At 60.4% G+C, this 20,779-nt stretch carries 23 protein-coding genes; 14 read left to right on the top strand and 9 right to left on the bottom strand.

Annotation, left to right across the window (positions count from 1 at the left end):
* Positions 1-112 precede the first annotated feature (112 nt).
* From deoA to VW35_RS18425, 4 genes are read left to right on the top strand one after another with little or no spacing between them, the layout of a single operon-like run.
* Positions 113-1,435, top strand: a complete 1,323-nt coding sequence (gene deoA / locus VW35_RS18440; RefSeq protein WP_046144506.1) for a thymidine phosphorylase — start codon at positions 113-115, stop codon at positions 1,433-1,435.
* Positions 1,436-1,439: 4 nt separating this feature from the next.
* On the top strand, positions 1,440-2,657 hold the full coding sequence (locus tag VW35_RS18435) for a phosphopentomutase (protein ID WP_046144505.1): 1,218 nt from the start codon (positions 1,440-1,442) through the stop codon (positions 2,655-2,657).
* A gap of 18 nt (positions 2,658-2,675) precedes the next feature.
* Positions 2,676-3,317: a uracil phosphoribosyltransferase gene (upp, locus tag VW35_RS18430; RefSeq protein ID WP_046144597.1), complete on the top strand. Its 642-nt coding sequence runs from the start codon at positions 2,676-2,678 to the stop codon at positions 3,315-3,317.
* A gap of 45 nt (positions 3,318-3,362) precedes the next feature.
* Positions 3,363-3,758, top strand: coding sequence for a VOC family protein (locus VW35_RS18425; protein WP_046144504.1), 396 nt, complete (start codon positions 3,363-3,365; stop codon positions 3,756-3,758).
* 46 nt (positions 3,759-3,804) lie between these two features.
* Here the strand turns inward: VW35_RS18425 and VW35_RS18420 are convergent, their stop codons facing one another.
* From VW35_RS18420 to VW35_RS18405, 4 genes are all read right to left on the bottom strand, one after another.
* On the bottom strand, positions 3,805-4,425 hold the full coding sequence (locus VW35_RS18420; RefSeq protein ID WP_046144503.1) for an HAD family hydrolase: 621 nt from the start codon (positions 4,423-4,425) through the stop codon (positions 3,805-3,807).
* Between the two features lie 69 nt (positions 4,426-4,494).
* Positions 4,495-5,073: a TadE/TadG family type IV pilus assembly protein gene (locus VW35_RS20800; RefSeq protein WP_052951860.1), complete on the bottom strand. Its 579-nt coding sequence runs from the start codon at positions 5,071-5,073 to the stop codon at positions 4,495-4,497.
* Complete coding sequence (locus VW35_RS18410; protein ID WP_046144502.1) at positions 5,073-5,603, bottom strand: TadE/TadG family type IV pilus assembly protein; 531 nt, start codon at positions 5,601-5,603, stop codon at positions 5,073-5,075. Before VW35_RS18410 ends, VW35_RS20800 begins: the two co-directional genes overlap by 1 nt.
* A 137-nt stretch (positions 5,604-5,740) precedes the next feature.
* Positions 5,741-6,184, bottom strand: a complete 444-nt coding sequence (locus VW35_RS18405) for a pilus assembly protein N-terminal domain-containing protein (RefSeq protein ID WP_046144501.1) — start codon at positions 6,182-6,184, stop codon at positions 5,741-5,743.
* A gap of 343 nt (positions 6,185-6,527) precedes the next feature.
* On the opposite strand from VW35_RS18405, the gene VW35_RS18400 reads away from it, so the two are divergent.
* The 9 genes from VW35_RS18400 (at position 6,528) to VW35_RS18360 (ending at position 14,877) form a co-directional block, all read left to right on the top strand.
* The gene (locus tag VW35_RS18400; RefSeq protein WP_046144500.1) at positions 6,528-6,716 is read left to right on the top strand and encodes a Flp family type IVb pilin; all 189 of its coding nucleotides are present in this window, start codon (positions 6,528-6,530) and stop codon (positions 6,714-6,716) included.
* A gap of 113 nt (positions 6,717-6,829) precedes the next feature.
* A complete protein-coding gene (locus VW35_RS18395) occupies positions 6,830-7,042 on the top strand; it encodes a Flp family type IVb pilin (RefSeq protein WP_046144499.1) in 213 nt (70 codons plus the stop codon).
* Complete coding sequence (locus VW35_RS18390) at positions 7,039-7,539, top strand: A24 family peptidase (RefSeq protein ID WP_046144498.1); 501 nt, start codon at positions 7,039-7,041, stop codon at positions 7,537-7,539. The genes VW35_RS18395 and VW35_RS18390 overlap by 4 nt, the downstream gene beginning before the upstream one ends.
* Positions 7,540-7,726: 187 nt before the next feature.
* The gene (gene cpaB / locus VW35_RS18385; RefSeq protein ID WP_083983018.1) at positions 7,727-8,650 is read left to right on the top strand and encodes a Flp pilus assembly protein CpaB; all 924 of its coding nucleotides are present in this window, start codon (positions 7,727-7,729) and stop codon (positions 8,648-8,650) included.
* A 14-nt stretch (positions 8,651-8,664) separates the two neighbouring features.
* Positions 8,665-10,062 carry a type II and III secretion system protein family protein gene (locus tag VW35_RS18380; protein ID WP_052951858.1) on the top strand — a complete coding sequence of 466 codons (1,398 nt, stop codon included), beginning with the start codon at positions 8,665-8,667 and terminating at the stop codon, positions 10,060-10,062.
* Positions 10,063-10,080: 18 nt separating this feature from the next.
* Positions 10,081-11,358 (top strand): AAA family ATPase, encoded by a 1,278-nt coding sequence (locus VW35_RS18375; RefSeq protein WP_052951857.1) that lies wholly within the window; start codon positions 10,081-10,083, stop codon positions 11,356-11,358.
* A 36-nt stretch (positions 11,359-11,394) separates the two neighbouring features.
* Positions 11,395-12,894, top strand: coding sequence for a TadA family conjugal transfer-associated ATPase (locus VW35_RS18370; RefSeq protein ID WP_046144497.1), 1,500 nt, complete (start codon positions 11,395-11,397; stop codon positions 12,892-12,894).
* A gap of 1 nt (position 12,895) precedes the next feature.
* Positions 12,896-13,873: a type II secretion system F family protein gene (locus tag VW35_RS18365; RefSeq protein WP_046144496.1), complete on the top strand. Its 978-nt coding sequence runs from the start codon at positions 12,896-12,898 to the stop codon at positions 13,871-13,873.
* An 8-nt stretch (positions 13,874-13,881) separates the two neighbouring features.
* Positions 13,882-14,877: a type II secretion system F family protein gene (locus tag VW35_RS18360; RefSeq protein ID WP_046144495.1), complete on the top strand. Its 996-nt coding sequence runs from the start codon at positions 13,882-13,884 to the stop codon at positions 14,875-14,877.
* Between the two features lie 13 nt (positions 14,878-14,890).
* Here VW35_RS18360 and VW35_RS18355 read toward each other — a convergent pair whose 3' ends face one another.
* On the bottom strand, positions 14,891-15,661 hold the full coding sequence (locus VW35_RS18355) for a tetratricopeptide repeat protein (protein WP_046144494.1): 771 nt from the start codon (positions 15,659-15,661) through the stop codon (positions 14,891-14,893).
* Positions 15,662-15,871: 210 nt separating this feature from the next.
* Between VW35_RS18355 and VW35_RS18350 the strand changes: the two genes are divergently transcribed.
* Positions 15,872-16,468, top strand: coding sequence for a zinc metalloprotease (locus VW35_RS18350; protein WP_046144493.1), 597 nt, complete (start codon positions 15,872-15,874; stop codon positions 16,466-16,468).
* On the opposite strand, the gene VW35_RS18345 is transcribed toward VW35_RS18350, so the two are convergent.
* From VW35_RS18345 to VW35_RS18330, 4 genes are all read right to left on the bottom strand, one after another.
* Entirely contained in the window at positions 16,469-17,290 is an 822-nt protein-coding gene (locus VW35_RS18345) for a substrate-binding periplasmic protein (RefSeq protein WP_161796946.1), read from the bottom strand.
* Between the two features lie 62 nt (positions 17,291-17,352).
* Positions 17,353-19,131: a pyrroloquinoline quinone-dependent dehydrogenase gene (locus VW35_RS18340; protein ID WP_046144491.1), complete on the bottom strand. Its 1,779-nt coding sequence runs from the start codon at positions 19,129-19,131 to the stop codon at positions 17,353-17,355.
* A gap of 37 nt (positions 19,132-19,168) precedes the next feature.
* Positions 19,169-19,747, bottom strand: a complete 579-nt coding sequence (locus tag VW35_RS20795; protein WP_052951856.1) for a c-type cytochrome — start codon at positions 19,745-19,747, stop codon at positions 19,169-19,171.
* A 219-nt stretch (positions 19,748-19,966) separates the two neighbouring features.
* Positions 19,967-20,776, bottom strand: coding sequence for a substrate-binding periplasmic protein (locus VW35_RS18330; protein ID WP_161796945.1), 810 nt, complete (start codon positions 20,774-20,776; stop codon positions 19,967-19,969).
* Positions 20,777-20,779 lie beyond the last annotated feature (3 nt).

The raw sequence follows: 20,779 nt of genomic DNA, 5'->3' as shown, positions 1-20,779 counted from the left end.
GGTGGAGGAGCGCGTCGGTTCTCGCCGCAATATAGAGAAGACCTCTAGGCTATTCCTCCCTCTGTCAGGGGAGGTTGGGTGGGGGTAATTCCTCAGAGCTGAAAGCCATCCGATGGTCTTCCTCCCCCAAGAAGTGATCCTCAAAAAGCGCAATGGCGAAAAACTTCCCAAGGAAGATATCGCCCGCTTCATCGCTGGCTTTGCCGAGGGCACTGTTTCCCAAGCGCAGGCCGCGGCCTTTGCTATGGCGGTCTATTTTCAAGATATGAGCATGGACGAGCGGGTGGCGCTGACCCTCGCCATGCGCGATTCTGGCACTGTGCTCGACTGGTCCGATCTCGATGGCCCGGTCGCCGATAAGCATTCGACAGGTGGCGTGGGCGACAATGTCTCGCTGATGCTCGCGCCGATCCTCGCCGCCATCGGAATCTATGTGCCGATGATTTCCGGCCGGGGCCTGGGGCACACCGGCGGTACCCTCGACAAATTCGATTCTATTCCCGGCTATCAGACCCAGCCCGACAATGCCCTCTTCCGCAAGGCGGTGGAGGAGGCCGGCTGCGCCATTATCGGGCAGACAGCCGATCTCGCGCCGGCCGATAAAACACTTTACGCCATTCGCGACGTGACGGGCACAGTCGAATCCATCTCCCTGATCACCGCATCGATCCTGTCGAAGAAACTGGCTGCTGGCCTTGGAGCGCTCGTGCTCGACGTTAAGACCGGCTCTGGCGCCTTCATGCCGACCCTCGAAGCATCACGCGATCTGGCCAAAAGTCTGGTGGACGTTGCCAATGGCGCCGGTCTAAGGACCGGAGCGCTGATCACCGATATGAACCAGCCTCTGGCGAGTGCTGCGGGCAATGGCCTCGAAATGCGCAACGCCGTCGAATTTCTGACTGGCAAACACCAGGATCGGCGTCTGCGCGAGGTTACACTCGCCTTGTCGGCGGAAATTGCTCTCATGACCGGCATGGCGGAAACATCTGCTTCCGCTCGCAAAAAAGTGGAAGACGCCCTCGATAGCGGCAAGGCGACTGAGCATTTTTCGAGAATGGTTTCCGAGCTGGGTGGCCCCGCCGATTTTGTCGAGCGCATGGATAAGTATCTGCAGTCGGCGCCGATCGTTCGCGACGTTCTGGCTCTGGGGCGTGGCACTATCGCTGAGATCAATACGCGCGGCGTCGGTATGGCGGTTGTCGCCCTTGGCGGCGGTCGGGCGACGCCGACGGATACCATCGATCATCGAGTGGGGTTCGATCGCCTGCTTGGTTTTGGTGCCGAGGTTGAACCCAATACCCCGATCGCCCGTATCCACGCCGCCGATGAAGCTACGGCCGCCGATGCCGAGGCGCGTCTGCGCTCTGCCTATTTCGTCGGGTCCGGCGCGCCAAAATTTGCGCTGATCGCCGACCGCATCACTGCCACGGAGTAAGCCCATGCCACGCGCAATTGTCTGCCTTCTCGACAGCGTCGGTATTGGCGGCGCGCCCGATGCCCATCAATATGGTGATCAGGGCGCGAACACCGTGGGCCATATTGCCGAATGGGCCGCCGAGGGCAGGGCGGACAGAATTGGCCTGCGCTCCGGTCCGCTCAATGTGCCGAACATGGATGCGATGGGGCTTGGTGCGGCGATCAAACTGTCTACGGGTATCTTGCCACCCAATCTCAGCGACATGCCGAAAGGTGGCAGGTTCGGCGTGGGAAGGGAAGTCTCGCGCGGTAAAGATACGCCATCAGGACACTGGGAAATCGCCGGCGTGCCTGTGCCCTTCGAGTGGGGCTATTTCCCCCAATCCGAGCCAGCGTTTCCGCCACACCTGATCGAAGAATTTGTGCGTCGTGCCGCGCTGCCCGGCATTTTAGGCGATAAGCACGCCTCGGGTACGGATATCATCGCAGCGCTCGGCGAGGAGCATATCCGCACCGGTAAGCCGATTTGCTATACATCCATCGACAGCGTCTTTCAGATCGCGGCGCATGAAAGCTACTTCGGGCTCGAGCGCCTCTACGATATCTGCAAGATCGCCTTCGACCTGACCGCCCCGCTCAATATCGGCCGCGTCATCGCCCGGCCTTTTGTGGGCGAAACCCCGGACACGTTCAAGCGCACCGGCAATCGCCGCGATTTTGCCATTGCACCGCCTGAGCCGACCCTGCTCGATCGCAATCAGGCGGTGGGCAACCAAGTCTATGCTGTTGGAAAGATTTCCGACATCTACGCTGGCTCTGGCGTAACCCATAAGATCAAAGGCACGGGCATTCCGCAGCTCTTCGACAAGACGCTCGACGCCATGGAAATGGCGGCCGATCGCGCTTTCATCATGACCAATTTCGTCGATTTCGATTCGGAATATGGTCACCGCCGCGACGTGCCCGGCTATGCTGCAGCGCTCGAGCTGTTCGATGCGCGTCTGCCCGAGTTAATTGCCAAGATGCGGCCTGATGATCTTCTCATCTTGACCGCCGACCATGGCAATGATCCGACATGGCCTGGCACCGATCACACCCGCGAACAGGTGCCGATCCTCGTCTTTTCCCCAGCCCTCCCCAAAGGAGAGATTGGCATTCGGCCCACCTTCGCAGATATTGGGGAAAGCATCGCCGCATGGCTTGGGCTCACGCCCGGCCGCCACGGCAAGTCCTTCCTGTAACCGAGAAAGATGATCGATATGAGCAAAGTCGTGGGCAATGTCACAGTCATCGATCATCCGCTGATCCAGCATAAGCTGACGATCATGCGCAACAAGGAGACCTCCATCGCCGGTTTCCGGCGGCTCCTGCGCGAGATCGCGCATCTGATGTGCTACGAAGTAACGCGCGATCTCGAACTTGAAATGATCCCGATCGAGACGCCGATGTCTGCGATGGATTCGCCGGCGATCAAGGGCAAGAAGCTCGTGTTTGCCTCGATCCTGCGCGCCGGCAACGGGCTACTCGATGGCATGCTCGACCTTGTCCCCGCGGCGCGCGTTGCCCATATCGGCATCTACCGCGACCATGAAACGCTCGAGCCCGTCGAATATTACTTCAAGGCGCCGTCCAATCTGGAGGACCGGCTGATCATTGTCGTCGATCCCATGCTCGCCACAGGCAATTCGGCGACCGCAGCTATCGAAAAGCTCAAGGAGCGCGGGGCCAACAATATCCGCTTCCTCTGCCTTCTCGCTGCGCCCGAAGGCATCACGAATTTCGAGAAGGCGCATCCTGACGTTTCGGTCTACACCGCCTCGATCGACAGCCACCTCAACGAAAAGGGCTATATCATCCCCGGTCTCGGCGATGCGGGCGACCGCATGTACGGCACTAAATGACGGTCCGCGCCGCGCTTGGCTGCTCCAAACCGAGAGATCAAAAATATGGCTAAGCTCGCGCATTCCATGATCAGGGTCATCGATGAGGCCCGCTCCGTCGATTTTTATCGTCGCGCCTTCGGGCTCGAGATCGTCAACCGTATCGAATTTGCCGATTTTACGCTGGTCTATATGGCCCACGAACTCGACGGCTTCGAGCTTGAGCTGACCATCAACCACGGAAGAACCGAGCCCTATAATCTGGGCGACGGCTATGGCCACCTGGCGGTTGTCGTCGACAATCTGCAAGCAGAGCATGATCGGTTCACCGCCGAGGGTTTTACCGTCGGCAAGGTGGTCGATTTCAAGAACGGTACGGTGCCGGTTGCACGATTCTTCTTTGCGACCGATCCTGACGGCTACAAGATCGAAGTGATCCAGAAGGGTGGCCGTTTCCAGTAGCGGCTGCCAAAAGCAAAAACCCCGGATCGCTCCGGGGTTTTTCTTGTTATTTCGCCTTGAGCGGCAGGCCCAGGCTGATCAGTTCGGCGCGCAATTGCTTGGGTTCCTTGAAGTGGATGCCGTGCATGCCGAACTTGCGGGCTGCCACGATATTGGGCTCGCTGTCGTCGATGAAGACGCAAGAGTCCGGTGCAAAGCCGTAGCGCTCGCAAAAGACGCGATAGATGCGCGGATCGGGTTTGACGAGGCCTTCGAGACCCGAAACGATGACGCCGTCGAACTTTTCGAGGAATGGCCATTCACCAAGACAGCTCACCCACTTCTCCCAGGAGAAATTGGTAATGGCGAAGGTCGGTGTATCTTCTTCGATCAACTCGTTGTGGATGTCGATCGTGCCCTGAATGAAGTCGCCGAGGGTCTCCTTCCACCTCAGGTCGAACGCCTGGATTTCGCGCCAGTATCGGGGAAAGCGCGTGATCAGCTTGGCCACGCCTTCGGCATAGATTTCGCCGGCATCAAATTCGAGGTTCCAGTCGCTCGTGCAGATGTTCTGGTGAAACCACAGCGCATCTTCCTCGCTCTCGAAGAGCTTGCGGAAGAGATACATCGGGTTCCAGTCGACGAAAACGCCGCCCAGGTCGAAGACAGGGATAATGGTGTCGCTCATGCTCAAGCCGGATCAAAGGGAGGGTGGTCGGCTTGTTGCACGCTCTGCCCGGGGCAGCAAGCGCGGAGGCTACTGGATCTCGATGGTGCCGCCGAACCGCGGCATGAAGAGGCCTGAGCGATGCAGGGGTACGGCACTGTTGAACACCATGCCGATGGCGGGTTGATAGGAAAAATCCGCTTCTGCGGCGATCACTGTCTGGCCAGAGGCAATCGCGATCATCTCAGCCGGCAGGTCGAATTTTTGGCCCACTTTATATTCTGGAACCGTAGCTGAATAAGTTCCACCGGAGTAGCGCACCGACCAGGCGATGACGGCTTTGCCGTCCTTGCCGACATTAACGGCGGTCACGGTCTGGACGAGGCCGGTTGACTGATAGGGCGTCATGATGCTGGTGGCCGCACGGAAATAGTCTTCCATCTGCGTCTTGGTCATCGACTTGTTGGTGCGCGCCACGAGATCGCCTATGGCGCCGGCAACCGACTGCACCTTCCGATCGATGGTCAGAAGAGTAGCCGCTTCGGTGCAGCCGATATAGGTCGCCAGCATGATCGGAACGATCAAGGCAAATTCGACGATGGCGACGCCGTTTTCGGCTCGCCCGAGCCGCCGCATCGACTTCAAAAGGTTTTGAAATTGCCGGCGCATCAGAACGGCTCATTGCGAAAAATCGTGGCTGAACTCATCAGGCGCTTGTTCTCGGGCAGGTCGGCCGCGCCTGAGATGCCGAAATTCAGCACCACCGGATAGCGATAATAAACCTGCACCAGCATGACGCTTGACGCATTGCCAGGCGTCCAGCGATCAGGTTCGGTCCAGGTGCAGCTTTTTGTGCAGGTTCGATCGAGCGGGACGCTGATGGTCGCGTCTGCAAAGCTGTTAATCTGCCGGACATCGACATGGAGATCGTCGCATGCCCCGAAGAGTCCATAAACGCGATCGCAGATATTGTCCTTGAAGTCTGCCACGCTCCAGCCTTCGCGCAGGGCCTCACCGGTGCGGATGGCACGGCTTGTATCGTTCATGGCGCTTTCCAGCACCTGAGCGGCAAAGAAGGAGAGCGCCGTCTGGAGAATCGCGGCGAGCACGGCGAAGAAGATCGGCGCCAGAATGGCAAACTCGACTGCGGTCGCGCCGCGTGTGTCCCGGCCAAAATTGGCCCAGTTTCGACCAGCCATGCCATCCGTTCCATCGCAGCCCTGGGCTTCAAGCCCGGTGCTGAACCGTACGGCACGGTGCGTATGATAAGGCTAAGGCTTGGTTAGTTTTTGCGCCGGCCCAGGCGGAGACTGGTCCGGTAGTTAAGAGACCGTTCCTATTGCGTTGCAGATTCGACGATCTGCGATGACGCCAAGGTCTGGCTGGTAAAGGTGTTGTCGTCGCCCATCATGATGACGGGCTGGCAGACCGGGGCGCAGGCAAGCGTGGTCCGCGACTGGCCCTGATAGACCGTCATGACGCCAGCCTGCATCTGGACGACGTCAAGAAGCGTGTCTGCAATGGGCTGACCCTGGCCATCGAGGACGATGAGATTGGTTTGGCCATAGCTCTTGCCGGTAAGGATCAGCGTCTGCGGATCCTGAATCGTCACGTCGGCAATGCCGGGATTGCCGACGATAACCGTCGAGGCCGGTGCGCTGATGCGCAAGACACGCGCCATGTTGACGTTGACCTCGATCGGCGCGCTGTCCTGAGCCAGAGAAATGCCAGTCCCCAGGAAGAGGCTCATGAGGCTGAGGAGGCTTAAAACGCGGAACATGGGCCCAATCTCGATAGCAGGTGTCCCCGGCAGTTTCCGCCAGAATGGTAAATACTTGGCAAACAGAGCCTTTTATGTCGCTCAAAGCGGCTTGGAAATGAACTTTTCCCCATGCGAAGTTAGGCGAAAAGTAACGGCGGCACAGGGACTTGCTTCACTAAGCATAGAATGCACACGGATGCATTAACCGACTGAAAAGTATGAGCATTTTTACTGGAAATGGATCGAGTGTCGGGGTGCCGATTAACGCAATCGAAATCAGTGGCTCCTAAGGTCTGGTCATCTTCGCTGTGTGTCGGCCGTGAGGCGTCACTCGAGGACGTGTAAAAAAGGAGCCTGGGACATGAACATTTTCGCACGTTTCGCGCAGGACGAATCCGGCGCAACCGCAATTGAATACGGCCTTATCGCTGCTCTGATCTCGGTGGTCATCATCGGCGCCGTCACCACTCTCGGTGGGACGCTCAACGGTGTGTTTACCACCATCAACACCAAGCTGACCACGCCTGCTTCTTCGTCGTCTTCCTCGTAATGGCGAAGGTGGGCTCGCAATAGTTTACGGTTGAGAAGGGTCCCGCCGGGGCCCTTCTTTTTATTCTGCTTAACCAATCTAGGTTAGCGTCATCCACACGGGGGTGGGATGCCATGCGTCTAGACTTCAAGAGGCAATTGCGGCGGCTTTGTTCGGATGAACGGGGCGCGACGGCCATCGAATACGGGCTGATCGGCTCTTTGCTCTCGGTCGTGATTATTGGCGCGCTGCTGGCTATCAACGGAAGTCTGACGGATATCTACGAAAATATTCGTCAGGCCATTGTCCCGGTTATCACCGCAGCGGGTGGCGGAGGGAGCTCATGAACCTGGTCGCATTGTTCTTTTTTCCGGTCGCCATGGCGATTGCGGCATCGTCTGATCTTCTGACGATGCGCATTTCCAATAAGCTCGTGCTTATTCTGACAGCCGGCTTCTTCGTGGTCGCCATCGCGGCCAACCTGCCTTTGCAGCAGTTCGCCATGCATGTGCTTTGTGCCCTCATCGTGCTGGCAGTGGCTTTCGGTCTTTTCGCGCTGGGCTTTATCGGAGGCGGCGATGCCAAGCTTGCCGCAGCGACAACGCTTTGGCTCGGTTTTGGCGCTACTCTTCCCTATCTCGGCTATACCGCCATTTTGGGCGGGGTCCTGACCCTGCTCATCCTTGTCCTCCGCGGCATGCCTTTGGCGCCCGTTCTGGCGCGCATGGGCTGGCTGGCGCGCCTCCACAACAAGCGCTCTGGCATTCCCTATGGGATCGCCATGGCAGCGGCCGGCATTGTCGTTTATTCGAATTCCGCCATCTTCGAGCGTCTCGCTGCCTGAACATCATGCGGCGATCCTTCGAGCCCCGGTCCCATGCGCCGGGGCTTTCGTTTGCACCTCTCAATTTGCAAGAGCAGGAAGTCGTTAACCCAAAGGCTTAGGGCCCGATTAACCAAACCTTGACCCTTTGCGCCCATATTTCAGCAGTGGAATTGGGCGCCTGCGCCCGGCGTAACCGGAGTGGGTCATGAGACCAGCACGCATAATCCTGGCGATAGTGGCCCTTGTGGCCGGCGGCCTGGCTGCCTTCCTGGTGACGCGTATGGGCCAGCCCCCCACGACCACCACCGAGGTGGTCACTGAAGTTGTGCAGGAAGCCAAGACGCAGATCCTGGTCGCCAAGGCAGCCATCGGCATTGGTCAGCGGCTCAGCCCCGACAGTGTCGAATGGCAGGATTGGCCCCAAGGCGCCTTGCGGCCGGAATATGTCACGATTTCGGCCTTGCCCGATGCACCGCAGCAGTTGAGCGACGCAGTCGCGCGCTTTGAATTTTTCCCCGGTGAGCCCATTCGCGAGCAGAAACTGGTCCGGTCGGATCAGGGGTACCTGTCGGCCGTCCTGGCGCCGGGGATGCGTGGCGTTTCCGTCAGCGTCAATGCGGCTTCGAGCGCCGGTGGCTTCGTTGTGCCCAACGATCATGTCGACGTCGTGCTGACCACCTCTACGCCGGCTGGCCAGCAGTCCGAAGTGGTGCTCTCCAATGTGCGCATCCTTGCTATCGGCAAGCGCCTTGGCGAACTGGGCACAACGGCTGCGGCCGAAGACGGCAATGCGGTCGAAACCGCGACGCCGGTGACCTTCGACAACACGACCATTGCGACCCTTGAACTGACGCCTAACCAGGCTGAAGCCCTGATCAACGCCTCGATGCGTGGCCAATTGAGCCTGACCCTGCGCTCGGTGGTCGATTTCGGCCGCAGCGCAGATAGCGGTCGTCCGGCGACGAGCCAATCGGTGCGCGTCTTCCGCTTCGGCAAGGAAGAGAGCGTTCTGGCCGGCGGCATGGCCCAGGCCGAAACAGGACCCGTACCGGCCGAGCAGATGACCTCTGACAACAATGCAGGTCAGGTGCAGGTCGAGAGCGTCGACCCCAGTCTGGTGCCGCAATGAGGCGGGAGAGCGAGATGAAGACGACCAAATCCATGTCCCGCCGTGGCTCTTCGACCCTGCTCGCCACTGGCCTGGCGCTGTGCAGCCTGTCGCTGCCGTTACCCGTCGCGGCGCAGGAAGCACAGGTGACCGTTTCCGCCTCTTCCTATGGTGGGCAGCGGAACATGGATATCGAGCTCAATAAGTCGATCATCGTCGATCTGCCGGCCGGCGTTGCCGAAGTCGTCGTCTCCCAGCCGACCGTTGCTGCCGCGATCATGCGTACCCGCACCCGCGCCATCGTCCAGGGCATCGGCGGGGGCGACACCAATATCTTCTTCATCGATGATGCTGGCCGGACCATCCAGGTACTCGACCTGCGCGTCATTAAGGAGCCTTCCCAGGTTGGCAACGCGCTCGAGGAAGCATTGGCGCGGGTCATTCCGGGCTCCCACATCTCGGTTGAATCGGTCACCCTGCCCAATGAGACCAACCGTGTCGTTCTGACCGGTACGGTGCTTTCTTCGGACGATAAGGAGCGCGCAGCACTCGTTGCCATCCAGTTTGCCGGCGACCCGGAAAACGTTGCCAATATCCTGGAAGTCGCGGGCGGTCAGCAGGTCATGCTGCAGGTCACCGTCTCGGAAATCCGCCGCAACGTCGCCAAGCAACTCGGCATCAACCTGTCGGGCACTGTTACCTTGGGCGCGGTCAATCTCGGGCTCAACAGCACCCAGTTCGTCAACCCGCAGAACAACAACGGTATCACCGGCAATTTCCCGATCGGCAATACCCAGATCAATGCCTCGATCCGTGCACTTGAAGATCGCGGCGCCTTGCGGCTTCTGGCACAGCCTACATTGACGGCCGTCTCGGGCCAGCAGGCCAGCTTCCTTGTTGGCGGCGAATTCCCAGTGCCGGTCACCGACAACAACGGCAATACGACCGTTGAATACAAGGACTACGGCGTCAAACTCGAGTTCACGCCCACCGTCCGCTCCAATGGGACGATCGCGCTCGCGGTCAATTCGGGCGTATCGGAAGTCCAGACCGGCTCCTATGCCCTGACGCGGCGTGATGTTCAGACCTCGGTCGAACTGACAGCAGGCTCGACCCTCGCTATCGGCGGGCTGCTCTCGGAGAACGTCAACCAAAACATCGACGAGATGCCGGGTCTTGCCAATATCCCGATCCTCGGCGCGCTGTTCCGCAGCCGCGAATTCCGACGCGAAGAAACCGAGCTGGTCGTGCTGGTCACGCCCTATCTCGTCAATCCGAGCCCGGTCAACTCCATCGCCGTGCCAACCGATTATTCGACGTTGCCGACGGATGCCGAGGCAATTTTCCTTGGCAAGATCGAGCATCAGTATGGCGTTACCAACGGCGAGATGCGCGGCGGGTTCAGTGGCTCTGTCGGTTTTGCCCTCGATTAAGACGATGTGGATGCAATCATGAAGAGTTTCCTGACATCGGATCAGCCAGCCGTAACGGAAGAGCCCGCAGCCGAGATCGCTTCGGGTGCCCGTCTTGTGCCGCGCATCACCATCCAGGCATTCTGCGAACATTCCCAAACGGCTCAGCTCGTCGAGAGTGCGGTGCATGATCGCCGCATGTCCAAGGTCGCGCTGACGACGCACAATGGTGGTATCGATGGCGCAGTCGAGACCTATAAGTCGAATCCAACGCCGAACCTGATCATCGTCGAAACCAACCTGCCGCCTGAAGACGTGCCGCAGGCCATGGAGCGTCTTGCCGAGGTTTGCGACGCGACGACCAGGGTCATCGTGCTCGGCCACGTCAACGACGTGCAGCTTTATCGCGAACTGATCCGCTCCGGCATTTCCGAATATATCGTCTTGCCCACAACGGGACCGCAGATCGTCAGCGCCATTACCGAACTTTTCGCGGGCGAGGGCGCAGCGCCGATCGGACGAACCATCGGCTTCGTATCAGCCAAAGGCGGTGCCGGCGGCTCGACGGTGGCACACAATGTCGCCTGGGCCATCGCCACCGTGCTCCGGCAGGATTGCCTCATCCTCGACATGGATCTTGCCTTCGGCACAGCCGGGCTCAACTTCAATCAGGACCCGCCCCATGGCGTGGCGGACGCCCTGGTTGCGAGCCAGAAGGTCGACCAGACCATGCTCGACCGTCTGATGAGCAAGGCGGCCAACCACATCAATCTCCTGACGGCTCCGGCCACGCTCGATCGGACCTGGGATTTCGAAGAACGCGAATTCGAGCAGATCCTAGAGATCTGCCAGAAGTCGGTTCCCGCGGTGATCCTCGATATTCCCCACTCCTGGAATGCCTGGGTGCGGCACACGCTTTCAACGATCGATGAAGTTGTCATCGTGGCCGAGCCTGACCTGGCGAATCTACGCAATGCCAAGAACCTTGCCGATACGATCAAAGCGCTGCGTCCCACCGAGGCCGCGCCGCATCTCGTCATTAACAAGCAGGGCTTGCCACGGCGCCCCGAGATCGCCGGCACCGAATTTGCGTCCTCGGTCGAGTGCGGTCTTATCGGCCAGATCGGCTTCGATGCCGCTCTCTTCGGCACGGCCGCCAATAACGGCCAGATGATCGCCGAGGTCGCCGCCAACAACAAGGTCAACGAGGTCTACCGCGCCATCGGCATGCACGTGACGGGGCGCCAGCCGACGCATGGCGCCGGCAAGCCGGCGGGACTGATGAAACTGCCGTCCTTCCTCAAAAAGCGGGCTTAGTCCCGCTGGAAGACGATGGGCTGAAACGAGGCAAGCATGTTTGGTAAGCGCACGACATTCGGGGGGAATACGCCAGGTGTGGGAGAGGTCCCGCGACCCGTTCCCTCCATGGCGCGGCCCGAACCGGCAGCGCCGGCGCCTTCCCAGCGTCGCGCCAGCGACGCCGACAGCATGGGCGCCCGCATGCGTTCGGCGGACGACGTGCTCGATGTTCGCACGCCAGTCGATGCGCAGCGCGACAAGGAATATTTCCAGACCAAATCCGCCATCTTCAACGCCCTGATCGACTCCATCGACTTGAGCCAGTTGGCAACTATGGAGCAGCAGTCGGCGCGCGAGGAAATTCGCGACATCGTCGGCGAAATCATCGCGCTCAAGTCGATCGTCATGTCGATCTCAGAGCAGGAAGACCTGCTCGAGGATATCTGCAATGACGTTCTTGGCTATGGCCCACTGGAGCCGCTCTTGGCCCGTGACGACATCGCCGACATCATGGTGAATGGCAGCCAGAAGTGCTATATCGAAGTCGGTGGTAAGGTGCGCCTCACCAATGTGCGCTTCCGCGACGATGCGCATCTGATGAATGTCTGCCAGCGCATCGTCAGCCAGGTGGGCCGGCGCGTCGATGAAGGCTCGCCCATCTGCGACGCCCGTCTTCCAGATGGTTCTCGCGTCAACGTCATTGCCCCGCCGCTTGCCATCGACGGCGCTGCCCTGACCATCCGTAAATTCAAGAAAGACAAGCTGACCCTGCAGCAGCTCGTCAAATATGGCTCGATTTCGCCCGAAGGCGCAGAAGTGCTCCGCATCCTCGGCCGCGTCAGGGCCAATGTGCTGATCTCGGGCGGTACCGGCTCAGGCAAGACGACGCTGCTCAACTGTCTCACGGCCTTCATCGAGAAGGATGAGCGGGTCATCACCTGCGAAGACTCGGCTGAATTGCAGCTGCAGCAGCCGCACGTGGTGCGCCTCGAAACCCGCCCGCCCAACCTTGAGGGCGAAGGGGAGATCACCATGCGCGATCTCATCAAGAACTGCCTTCGTATGCGGCCCGAACGCATCATCGTCGGCGAAGTCCGCGGCCCGGAGAGCTTCGACCTTCTCCAGGCCATGAACACAGGCCACGACGGCTCGATGGGCACGCTCCATGCCAACTCGCCGCGCGAAGCCCTCAGCCGTCTTGAATCCATGATCACCATGGGCGGCTATTCGCTGCCGAGCCGCACCATTCGCGAAATGGTCGTCTCATCCATCGACGTGATCGTGCAGGCCGCGCGCCTTCGCGATGGGTCGCGCCGCATCACCCACATTTCCGAAGTGCTGGGCATGGAAGGTGACGTCATCGTGACCCAGGACATCTTCGTTTATGACATTCTGGGCGAAGACTCGAACGGCATGCTGATGGGCAAGCATCGCTCGACCGGCATCACCAAGCCGCAATTTACCGAGCGCGCCCGCTATTTCAACGAAGAAGCAAACTTGGTCGAAGCGCTCGAAAAGGCCAATGTCGAGCAGCACGAGCTGATGGGCCGCTGATATGCTCGTCACCATACTCCTTGTCGTCCTGGCTGTGGTTGCCGTCGGTGCGGCAGGCTTTGCGCTGGTCCCAAGCGCCATGGGCAGCAGCCGCGCGACCAAGCGGCTGAAGGTCTACCAGGGCGATATGCGCGTAGCGCGGCGCGAGATGGACGCCAGCCGCACGCGCGATGCGCGCCGCAAGACCGTGCAGCAGGCGCTCAAGGCGCAGACCGATGAACTCAACGCCCGCAAGCGCGTCAAGCTGCCGGATCTCTTGTTCCAGGCCGGCATGACCATCACGCCCGGCGCCTTCATGCGCAACAGCGCCATCTTTGGCGCAGTTCTGTTCGTGGTGCTGGTGATCGTCCAGGTGCCGTTCTACTTCGCAGCGGTCTTTGGCGTCGCCGGTGCTTATCTTCTGCCCCGCTTCTACGTCATGCGCCGCCGCAAGAAATACCAGAATGCCTTTCTCGACGAATTGCCCAATGCCGTCGAAGCGATCGTCCGCGGCGTCAAGACGGGCTTGCCGCTCAACGATTCCATGCGTGTTGTCGCCAAGGACACCAAGGAACCGGTCAAGTCCGAATTCCAGCGGGTGCTCGATCAGCAGGCTTTCGGCTTCTCCATGACCGAAGCCGTTCAGGTGCTGCTCGATCGTGTGCCACTGCCGGAAGTGAACTTCTTCGTCGTCGTCATTTCCGTGCAGCAGCAGGCTGGCGGCAATCTCTCCGAAGCCTTGGGCAACCTCGCCCGCGTCCTCCGCAACCGCAAGAAGATGAAGCAGAAGGTTGCGGCCATGTCGTCCGAGGCCAAGGCCTCTGCGGGCATTATCGGCGCCTTGCCGATCGTCGTCGCCATCATGGTGTCGGTGGTTTCGCCCGAATATCTCAAGCCGTTGATCGCCACGCCTCTCGGCCAGGTCTGGCTCGGCGTGGCCGTGATCATGATGGGGCTCGGCGTCTTCGTCATGAACCGCATGGTCCAATTCGAAATCTAGGGGCAGAGATGATCGAGACGCTGACCACGCCCGCATTCTTGATCGCCATCCTCGCTGCCATTTCGGCCGCAGCGGTGGTTTTCACTTTCGGCTCGTCGATGATCGTCAAGCAGGACATGCGCCAGCGTATCAAGCGCGTAGCCATCGAGCGCGACAAGATGCGGGCCGAGGAAATGGCGCGCCTGCGCGGCGGCACGGCAAGCGATGGCCGTGGCACGATCCGCCGCAATGCCGAACCAAAAACCTATGTAAAGCGCGCTGTCGATCGGCTTGATCTCAAGAAGGCCTTCCAGGACGAAACTACGGTCGATAAGCTCGCCATGGCCGGTTATCGCGGCCAGGGTCACCTGACGACGTTCCTGTTCCAGCGCTTTGCAACGCCTTTCGTCGTCTTCGCCTTTGCCGCAGTCTACCTGCTGCTTGTGGTGCCCGGCGAGCGACCGGTTTTTCTCAATCTCGTCTATGCCATCGGCGCAGGCCTGGTCGGCTCATACCTGCCGCTGCTGATGTTGCGCAACGCGACGCAGAAGCGTCAGGCTTCGATCCGCCGCTCATGGCCCGATTGCCTTGATCTCCTGCTTCTTTGTGTCGAAGCGGGCATGTCGATGGAACACGCGTTCAAGCGCGTCGCCCGGGAGATCGGCCAACAGAGCGCCGAATTGGCCGAAGAGCTGACGCTGACTACTGCCGAATTGTCCTTTCTGGAAGATCGCACCCGCGCCTATGAAAATCTCGGCCGCCGCACCGGGCTCGATAACGTCAAGGCGGTGACGACCGCTCTGATCCAGGCGGATCGCTATGGCACATCGGTCGGGCAGGCGCTCCGCGTCATGGCCGAGGAAGGCCGCGAAACGCGCATGATGGAAGCGGAAAAGAAGGCGGCAGCGCTGCCGCCCAAGCTGACCGTTCCGCTGATCCTCTTTTTCCTGCCGGTGCTCTTCATCGTGATCATGGCGCCCGCGATCATCAAGGTGATGAGCAACGGCATGATGGCTGGCAGCTGACAGGAACCAGCTTTCAGCTCTTTTCGATCAGGTTCCAGCGGTTCTGCTGGGTCAGCAGCGCGCGCACATAGGCCATGTTGGCTTCCACCTGGTCGGGCGGCAATTCGGCGGCATAGATGGCGCGGCATTCCTCGAAACGGCCCTGAAGCCCGACAACGAGCGCCAGGTTCTGCCGCGTCTGCGTGGTTGCCCCGCGCATCTGGACCGCCCGGCGCAGATGCTGCTCTGCAGCAGGCAATTCATTGGTCATGGCATAGGAAAGGCCGACATTGGCCTCGATCGATGCCTCCCCCGGCGCAATCGTCGACGCTTGACTATAGAGCGCCCGGGCTTCGCCATGACGTCCCAACTGGTCGAGCGAGGCGCCTTTAACGAGGAGCGCATTCCAGTCCGGCGCGTCGGGCCTGATAGTCGTATCGATGACGGCGATCGACTGCTCGAAACTCCCCATCGACGCGAGTGCCTTGGCATAGGCTACTGTGATTTCAACATCGCCGGGATAGACGGCCATTGCCTGTTCGAGCGCAGCGGACGCTTGTTGCGGTTGTCCGGCAGCGCGCAGCGCCGCAGCATAGAGAATAATCGTATCGCGATCGCGCGGATTGGATTTGTAGCGACCGGTCAGTTCGGCCAGCGTTGCCTGGCGCTGGTCGGCCGGCATCCCGGCATAATCGGTCGCGCCCAACTGTCCGCGATTGGAGGCGCAGGCGGAAAGGCTGATTGCGGCGACGCCAACGATGAGAAGGGTGCGCCATGAGCGACTGGATTGAACGATGCGCATCATGGCGGCACTCCTCCTGGGCGCGGTTTGCCCATCGAGGAGAGCAATAAATCATTAACCCTAACACGCGGTTAAAGAGCGATTTTCGACGCGGCAGGACATCGCTGAAACGTCGGCTGGCGCTTGCCGCCGGCATGAGCAGGGGCTAACTGGAAGTGGAGCCGCTGTGAGGGGCGCCGGTGAGCGGATGGTTGAACGTCCGATGGAGTTGGCGTGCAGTTTCTTCGAGAACTCAGTGTCGGTGGTCTGGTCTCGCGGCTGGCAGCAGTGCTGATTTATGCTGCCCTGCAAGGCGCGATCCTTGCCGCTCTCGCGCGGCTTCTCGGCGATCGACGGCCGCAATTCGATGGGCGGCTGACGCTCAATCCATTTGTCCAGGTTTCGGCCTGGGGTGCGGCCGTGGCCGCACTCTTTGGCGTGAGCTGGGTGCGGAGCATCTGGTATGACCCTAAAGCCAATCGCCTGGGGCGGCTTGGCGTGGTGCTCGGTGTCTGCTTGGGGCTGGCAGCCATGCTGGCTTTGGTGCCAGGCGTTGACCTCCTGCGTCGTGCAGCGCTGCTTTTGCCTTCGACGGGCGCTACGGCCGCGCTGCTGGTTCTTGAACAGGTGCAGAAGCTGACCGTGGCTTCGACCATGCTTGCAGTTTTGCCGCTGCCGGGCTTGCCTGGCGGCGCACTGCTTCAAGCGCTATGGCCCAATGAGGAGCGTCGGCTGCTACAGGCCGAGCCGATCAGCCTTTTCGTAGTGATCGCCGCCATCGTCGCCTTCGGCTTTCCCAGCCCGGACGCCATCCTGCAGCTCTTGCGCTGACTATTCGCCAGCCTTGCCTTCGTAGCCGTATTTTTCGAGCAGCGCCGCAATAGTGCCATCGGCCACAAGGGCATCGATGGCCTGGTCCATCTGGCTGCGGAGAAACCCGTTACGGCTCGACACCAGCGCCCCGACCCTGACGAACGCCTCCGGCAACGGAGAGGGGTCGATGATCCGCAGTGCGTCGGCATCCGAACGTTCTGCCAAAACGCGTGAGAAGGCCGGCTGCCAAACAATCATTCCGGCGATCGTGCCGTCGAGCACGCGCGTCGCCATCTTATCCGGGTCGGCATAGGGATAGCGCACCCAGCTCTGGCCGTCCGGCTGCTGCTGCGCCCAGGTGATGTAGTTCATCTCGCCCATGCTCGCCATGGCGGTGCCGAGCGGACGATCCTTGGGAATATCGCCCAGGCTTTGATAGGCCGGGTCGCTGGCCACGAAGACGAACGGAATGGACGCATAGGGCCGCGTCAGCGCAAAGGCCTCTGAAAACGGCGAGTTGGCGGAGACGCTGACGCCCATGAAGACGTCGCAGGTATTGTTCATCGCCAGCGTCAGCTCATCCATGAACCCGTCGCCGTTGAGCGGAAAGCCGCCGAAGCCATCGATCACATTGACCTCAAGAAAGAGCGCATCGCCAATGGCGCGCGCCACATCTTCATCAAAGGGCCGGCCAAGGCTTGTGACATCAAAGCACACATTGATGCTGTCGCCCGCAAGGCGCCGCGTATTGTTGAGTTCTTCCGGCGGTACTCCGGCGGTCTGGGCAAAGGCCGTTCCGGCTGAAAAAAGCGCAATCGCAAAGGCAAGAAAACGAAGCATCATGAAATCCTTTGAAAAGAGAAAAGGGGCCGAAGCCCCTTTTCCGAAACGCGTAGCGATCCTTAGTTGGCGCTCGCCGTCTTGGCGTCGCTTGGCAGCTTGAACACGAAGATCGAATTGCCCGAACCGGTCGGCAACGGGATCTCGGGGAAGGCCGACGAGATCGAGCTTGCCGAGTTCGAGTAGCCGGTGGGGACCACCAGATACTGTTCGCCATTGATGGCGTAGGTCATCGGGTAACCGCCGATCGGCGCGTTGAGGCGCTGCGACCAGACGACTTCACCGGTTTCCTGATCCCAAGCCTTTATTTCGCGCGATGCGTCACCGCCGAAAACGAGGCCGCCAGCCGTTGCCAGCACGGAGCTGGTCGGGCTCGGACGGTAGCGGTACTGCCACTTCGATTCACCCTGGGTCGGGTTGATATCGAGTGCCTGCATCAGGCCGGCATCGGTGATGCCTTCGGGCAGGACGCGCGGGCCGAACTTGACCGAGCCCACGGCATTGCCGGCGGTGAATTCGGTCTGGGTCGGGGCCACGGTGTTGCAGGCTTCGGTCAGCGGCACGAAGTAAGCCTGGGTCAGCGGGCTATAGGCACCGGCCTGCCAGAGCTTGCCACCCGACACCGACGAGCAGACGAGGAATTCTTCACCGAGGGCGTTGAACACGAGGTCCTCGTTGATGTGGACGGTACCGTCTTCGTCGATCTTGTCGACGACGTTCTGGACGATGGTTTCCTTGCTCCAGAGATACTTGCCTGTGTCACGATCGAGCGCGAAGGCGATGCCGTTCTTGCCTGGGACGGTGACGAGCATCTTGTGCATGACGCCGTCGATTTCCTGATCGACGAGCATACGCTCGAACGGCGAGTCCAAGTCCCAGTTATCGCGCGGCAGGTGCTGGTAGTACCACTTGAGCTTGCCGGTATCGACGTCGATGGCAAGTGTCGAGTTGGTGTAGAGCACCGAACCATCGCCCGAACCGCGGATCAGCTGGGCATAGGGTCCAGGCATGCCGACACCCCAGAACGTGGTGTTGGTTTCCGGATCATAGGCGCCGGTGGTCCAAGGGGTACCGCCCCAACGATTTTCCGGCGGAACGCCGCCCCAGCTTTCCTGCTGAGCCGGATTATCGGGATCGTCGATGGTGTTGAAGCGCCAGAGTTCGTCACCGGTTTCGACATCATGGGCCATGATGTAGCAACCGCCAGCCGTGCCGGCGATTGAGCAGCCCGAAATGGCGGAGATGATCTTGCCATCGGCGATCAGCGGCCCAACGGTGTAGCTATAGCCCTTGTTGTAGTCGAGAACCTGCTTTTCCCAGGCGACCTTGCCGTCCGCGGCGTTGAGCACGACGATTTTGGCGTCGACGGTGGTGAGGATCACCTTGTCTTCGTAAAGCGCGATCGAGTTCTTCTGCCGGCGGGCCTGGTTGGCCTGGTAGCTCCAGCTCGCCGGAATTTCGGCGACAGCGTGACGATACTGCCAGATCAGGTCGCCTGTCTCGGCGTTAATCGCTTCGACGATGTTGTTGTTGGTCTGGAGGAACATGATGCCGTCGTGAACGAGCGGCGCAGTTTCCTGGATGCCGGCTTCAGCCATCGGCCAGGCCCATGCCAGTTCAAGGTCACCAACGGTGTCCTTGTTGATCATGTCCAGTTCGCTATAGCCCTGGTTGTTGTACTTGCCGCGGAACATCAGCCATTCTTCGGCCGGCGGATTGGCCAGCATCTCGGCGGTGACCGGCTCGTAGTCAGCGATGACGTTCTGGGCGAATGCGGGAGCGGACACCGTTGCAAAAGCGGTGCCTGCGGCCAGCAGGACAGGCAGCAATTTCAATTTCATAGCAATCTCCTCAATAGGGCAGCTTTGCAGCGCTAGGTTATTTTGCGCCGGCAGTCGGCAATTCCTTGCCCCAGGTATAGGCTTGGGGAACGGATGTAGTGGCAGGTGCAGCGGGGGTTGCTGCGGGCTGTTCCGTGCTGCCGCCGGGAAGCTGGGTGCCCCAGGTATAGGCCTGCGGAACGGCAGTCTCTGCCGGAGCAGCCGCGGCTGAAGCGTCAGCGGCAGGCGCAGCTGCGCCGCCGGCGTCGAGCGCTGCAGCATCCTGGCTCGCCGCGCCGGCCGAGGTTTCGGCGACGAGCGAAACGGCATAATCACGGTCGCTGGTCAGCTGCGTGTCGCCAGGAACGGCACCGTTGAACTTCATGATGTAGGCAACGATGTTGACGTAGGTTTCCTCACCGAGCTGACCCGGCGCCGAAGGCGGCATCGCAACCGAGATGAAGTCATAAAGGCCACCGGCGGTGTCCCAGTTGCCCATGACGTCCTGGCCGGCAAGGCCTGGAGCCTCCGGGCCTTCGAGCTGACGGCCGTGGCATTGGGCACAGTTGGAATTGTAGGCGCGTTCTCCGGCCTCCGCCTGCTCTGCCGTAAAACTACCGGCATAGGCGGGGACCATAAGCGTCAATCCAGCAATCAGCGGAACAATTACGCGTGCGGTTATGCTTTTGGGGCTTAGCGGCACCGTATCCTCCCTTCAATTAAGATTAAAAATTTCATCCCCCGTGGGGCGCGAAGCGGCGAGGGAGGCGATTGACTATTTCATAGGCATTGTGGGAGCGCAACGACGAGCTGGCATGAAAACGCCGCATTTGCGACAAGCATTTTTCTATATGCGTTAGGGATTTGTTAGCGTGAGCTCCGCCCCGACCCCATAGCGTTTCCTCAGCTTTTCGAGCGATCCGGACGCTTCGAGCCGCGTCGTGGCAGCTTCGACCGCGCGCTTCAGCGTCTGGTCGCCCTTCCATAAACCGAGCGCCGTGGATACTGGCGCAAAATGGTCTGATTCGAGCCAGAACGCCTTATTGGCGGCGGGGTCCAGTTCGAGACCGTTGGCGAGGAATCGCTCGGTGACGGCAGTCTGCGCGACGCCACTCGCGAGGTCCTGGCTGAGTTGAACCGGACTGCGCACCAGCTGCCCGCGGAGACCCTGACTGCGCAGCCATGTCGAAAGGGCCACACGGTCAAGTCCCGATGTTCCTGGCAGCACTGCCACGACGCTACCGGTTTCCGGCATCGTTCCGGTCGCAGAGATGCCGATCCAGCCCGTCCGGCTATCGGTGGGGATGGTCTGCAGGAACGAACGGGTCTGCGCAGAGTCGGCAACACCGCCGCCGATGATGTCGCACTGCGCCCGCGTCAGAGACCAGTTCCGCGGATTATAATCGCGGCCTATGGCGGGAAGCGTGTTGACCTGGAGACGCAGTCCCATTTCTGAAGCGATCGCTCCGGCCAATTCGACGTCATATCCCGGCATTTCCGGATCGCCGGTGACGAGCGGCGGAAAGCTTTGCGGCACGCAGAGCTTTAGCACGCCAGAGCGCTCGCGATCGCTGAGCGACGTATCCGGCGGCAGAAGGCTTGCTGCCACGAGGAGCACGATAACTGCGCCGAGGTTGACTGCGGCAGCACGCCAGCGATTCACCACGCT

Origin of the sequence: Devosia soli, from assembly GCF_000970455.1 — a bacterium.
Lineage (GTDB): Bacteria > Pseudomonadota > Alphaproteobacteria > Rhizobiales > Devosiaceae > Devosia > Devosia soli.
Note: the sequence above shows the minus strand (reverse complement) of the source record. Positions and strands in the feature narration are given on the sequence as shown.

Coding starts and splice junctions, on each gene's coding strand:
- deoA (WP_046144506.1), top strand. CDS start 113: ATGGTCTTCCTCCCCCAAGAAGTGATCCTCAAAAAGCGCAATGGCGAA.
- VW35_RS18435 (WP_046144505.1), top strand. CDS start 1,440: ATGCCACGCGCAATTGTCTGCCTTCTCGACAGCGTCGGTATTGGCGGC.
- upp (WP_046144597.1), top strand. CDS start 2,676: ATGAGCAAAGTCGTGGGCAATGTCACAGTCATCGATCATCCGCTGATC.
- VW35_RS18425 (WP_046144504.1), top strand. CDS start 3,363: ATGGCTAAGCTCGCGCATTCCATGATCAGGGTCATCGATGAGGCCCGC.
- VW35_RS18420 (WP_046144503.1), bottom strand. CDS start 4,425: ATGAGCGACACCATTATCCCTGTCTTCGACCTGGGCGGCGTTTTCGTC.
- VW35_RS20800 (WP_052951860.1), bottom strand. CDS start 5,073: ATGCGCCGGCAATTTCAAAACCTTTTGAAGTCGATGCGGCGGCTCGGG.
- VW35_RS18410 (WP_046144502.1), bottom strand. CDS start 5,603: ATGGCTGGTCGAAACTGGGCCAATTTTGGCCGGGACACACGCGGCGCG.
- VW35_RS18405 (WP_046144501.1), bottom strand. CDS start 6,184: ATGTTCCGCGTTTTAAGCCTCCTCAGCCTCATGAGCCTCTTCCTGGGG.
- VW35_RS18400 (WP_046144500.1), top strand. CDS start 6,528: ATGAACATTTTCGCACGTTTCGCGCAGGACGAATCCGGCGCAACCGCA.
- VW35_RS18395 (WP_046144499.1), top strand. CDS start 6,830: ATGCGTCTAGACTTCAAGAGGCAATTGCGGCGGCTTTGTTCGGATGAA.
- VW35_RS18390 (WP_046144498.1), top strand. CDS start 7,039: ATGAACCTGGTCGCATTGTTCTTTTTTCCGGTCGCCATGGCGATTGCG.
- cpaB (WP_083983018.1), top strand. CDS start 7,727: ATGAGACCAGCACGCATAATCCTGGCGATAGTGGCCCTTGTGGCCGGC.
- VW35_RS18380 (WP_052951858.1), top strand. CDS start 8,665: ATGAAGACGACCAAATCCATGTCCCGCCGTGGCTCTTCGACCCTGCTC.
- VW35_RS18375 (WP_052951857.1), top strand. CDS start 10,081: ATGAAGAGTTTCCTGACATCGGATCAGCCAGCCGTAACGGAAGAGCCC.
- VW35_RS18370 (WP_046144497.1), top strand. CDS start 11,395: ATGTTTGGTAAGCGCACGACATTCGGGGGGAATACGCCAGGTGTGGGA.
- VW35_RS18365 (WP_046144496.1), top strand. CDS start 12,896: ATGCTCGTCACCATACTCCTTGTCGTCCTGGCTGTGGTTGCCGTCGGT.
- VW35_RS18360 (WP_046144495.1), top strand. CDS start 13,882: ATGATCGAGACGCTGACCACGCCCGCATTCTTGATCGCCATCCTCGCT.
- VW35_RS18355 (WP_046144494.1), bottom strand. CDS start 15,661: ATGATGCGCATCGTTCAATCCAGTCGCTCATGGCGCACCCTTCTCATC.
- VW35_RS18345 (WP_161796946.1), bottom strand. CDS start 17,290: ATGCTTCGTTTTCTTGCCTTTGCGATTGCGCTTTTTTCAGCCGGAACG.
- VW35_RS18340 (WP_046144491.1), bottom strand. CDS start 19,131: ATGAAATTGAAATTGCTGCCTGTCCTGCTGGCCGCAGGCACCGCTTTT.
- VW35_RS20795 (WP_052951856.1), bottom strand. CDS start 19,747: ATGGTCCCCGCCTATGCCGGTAGTTTTACGGCAGAGCAGGCGGAGGCC.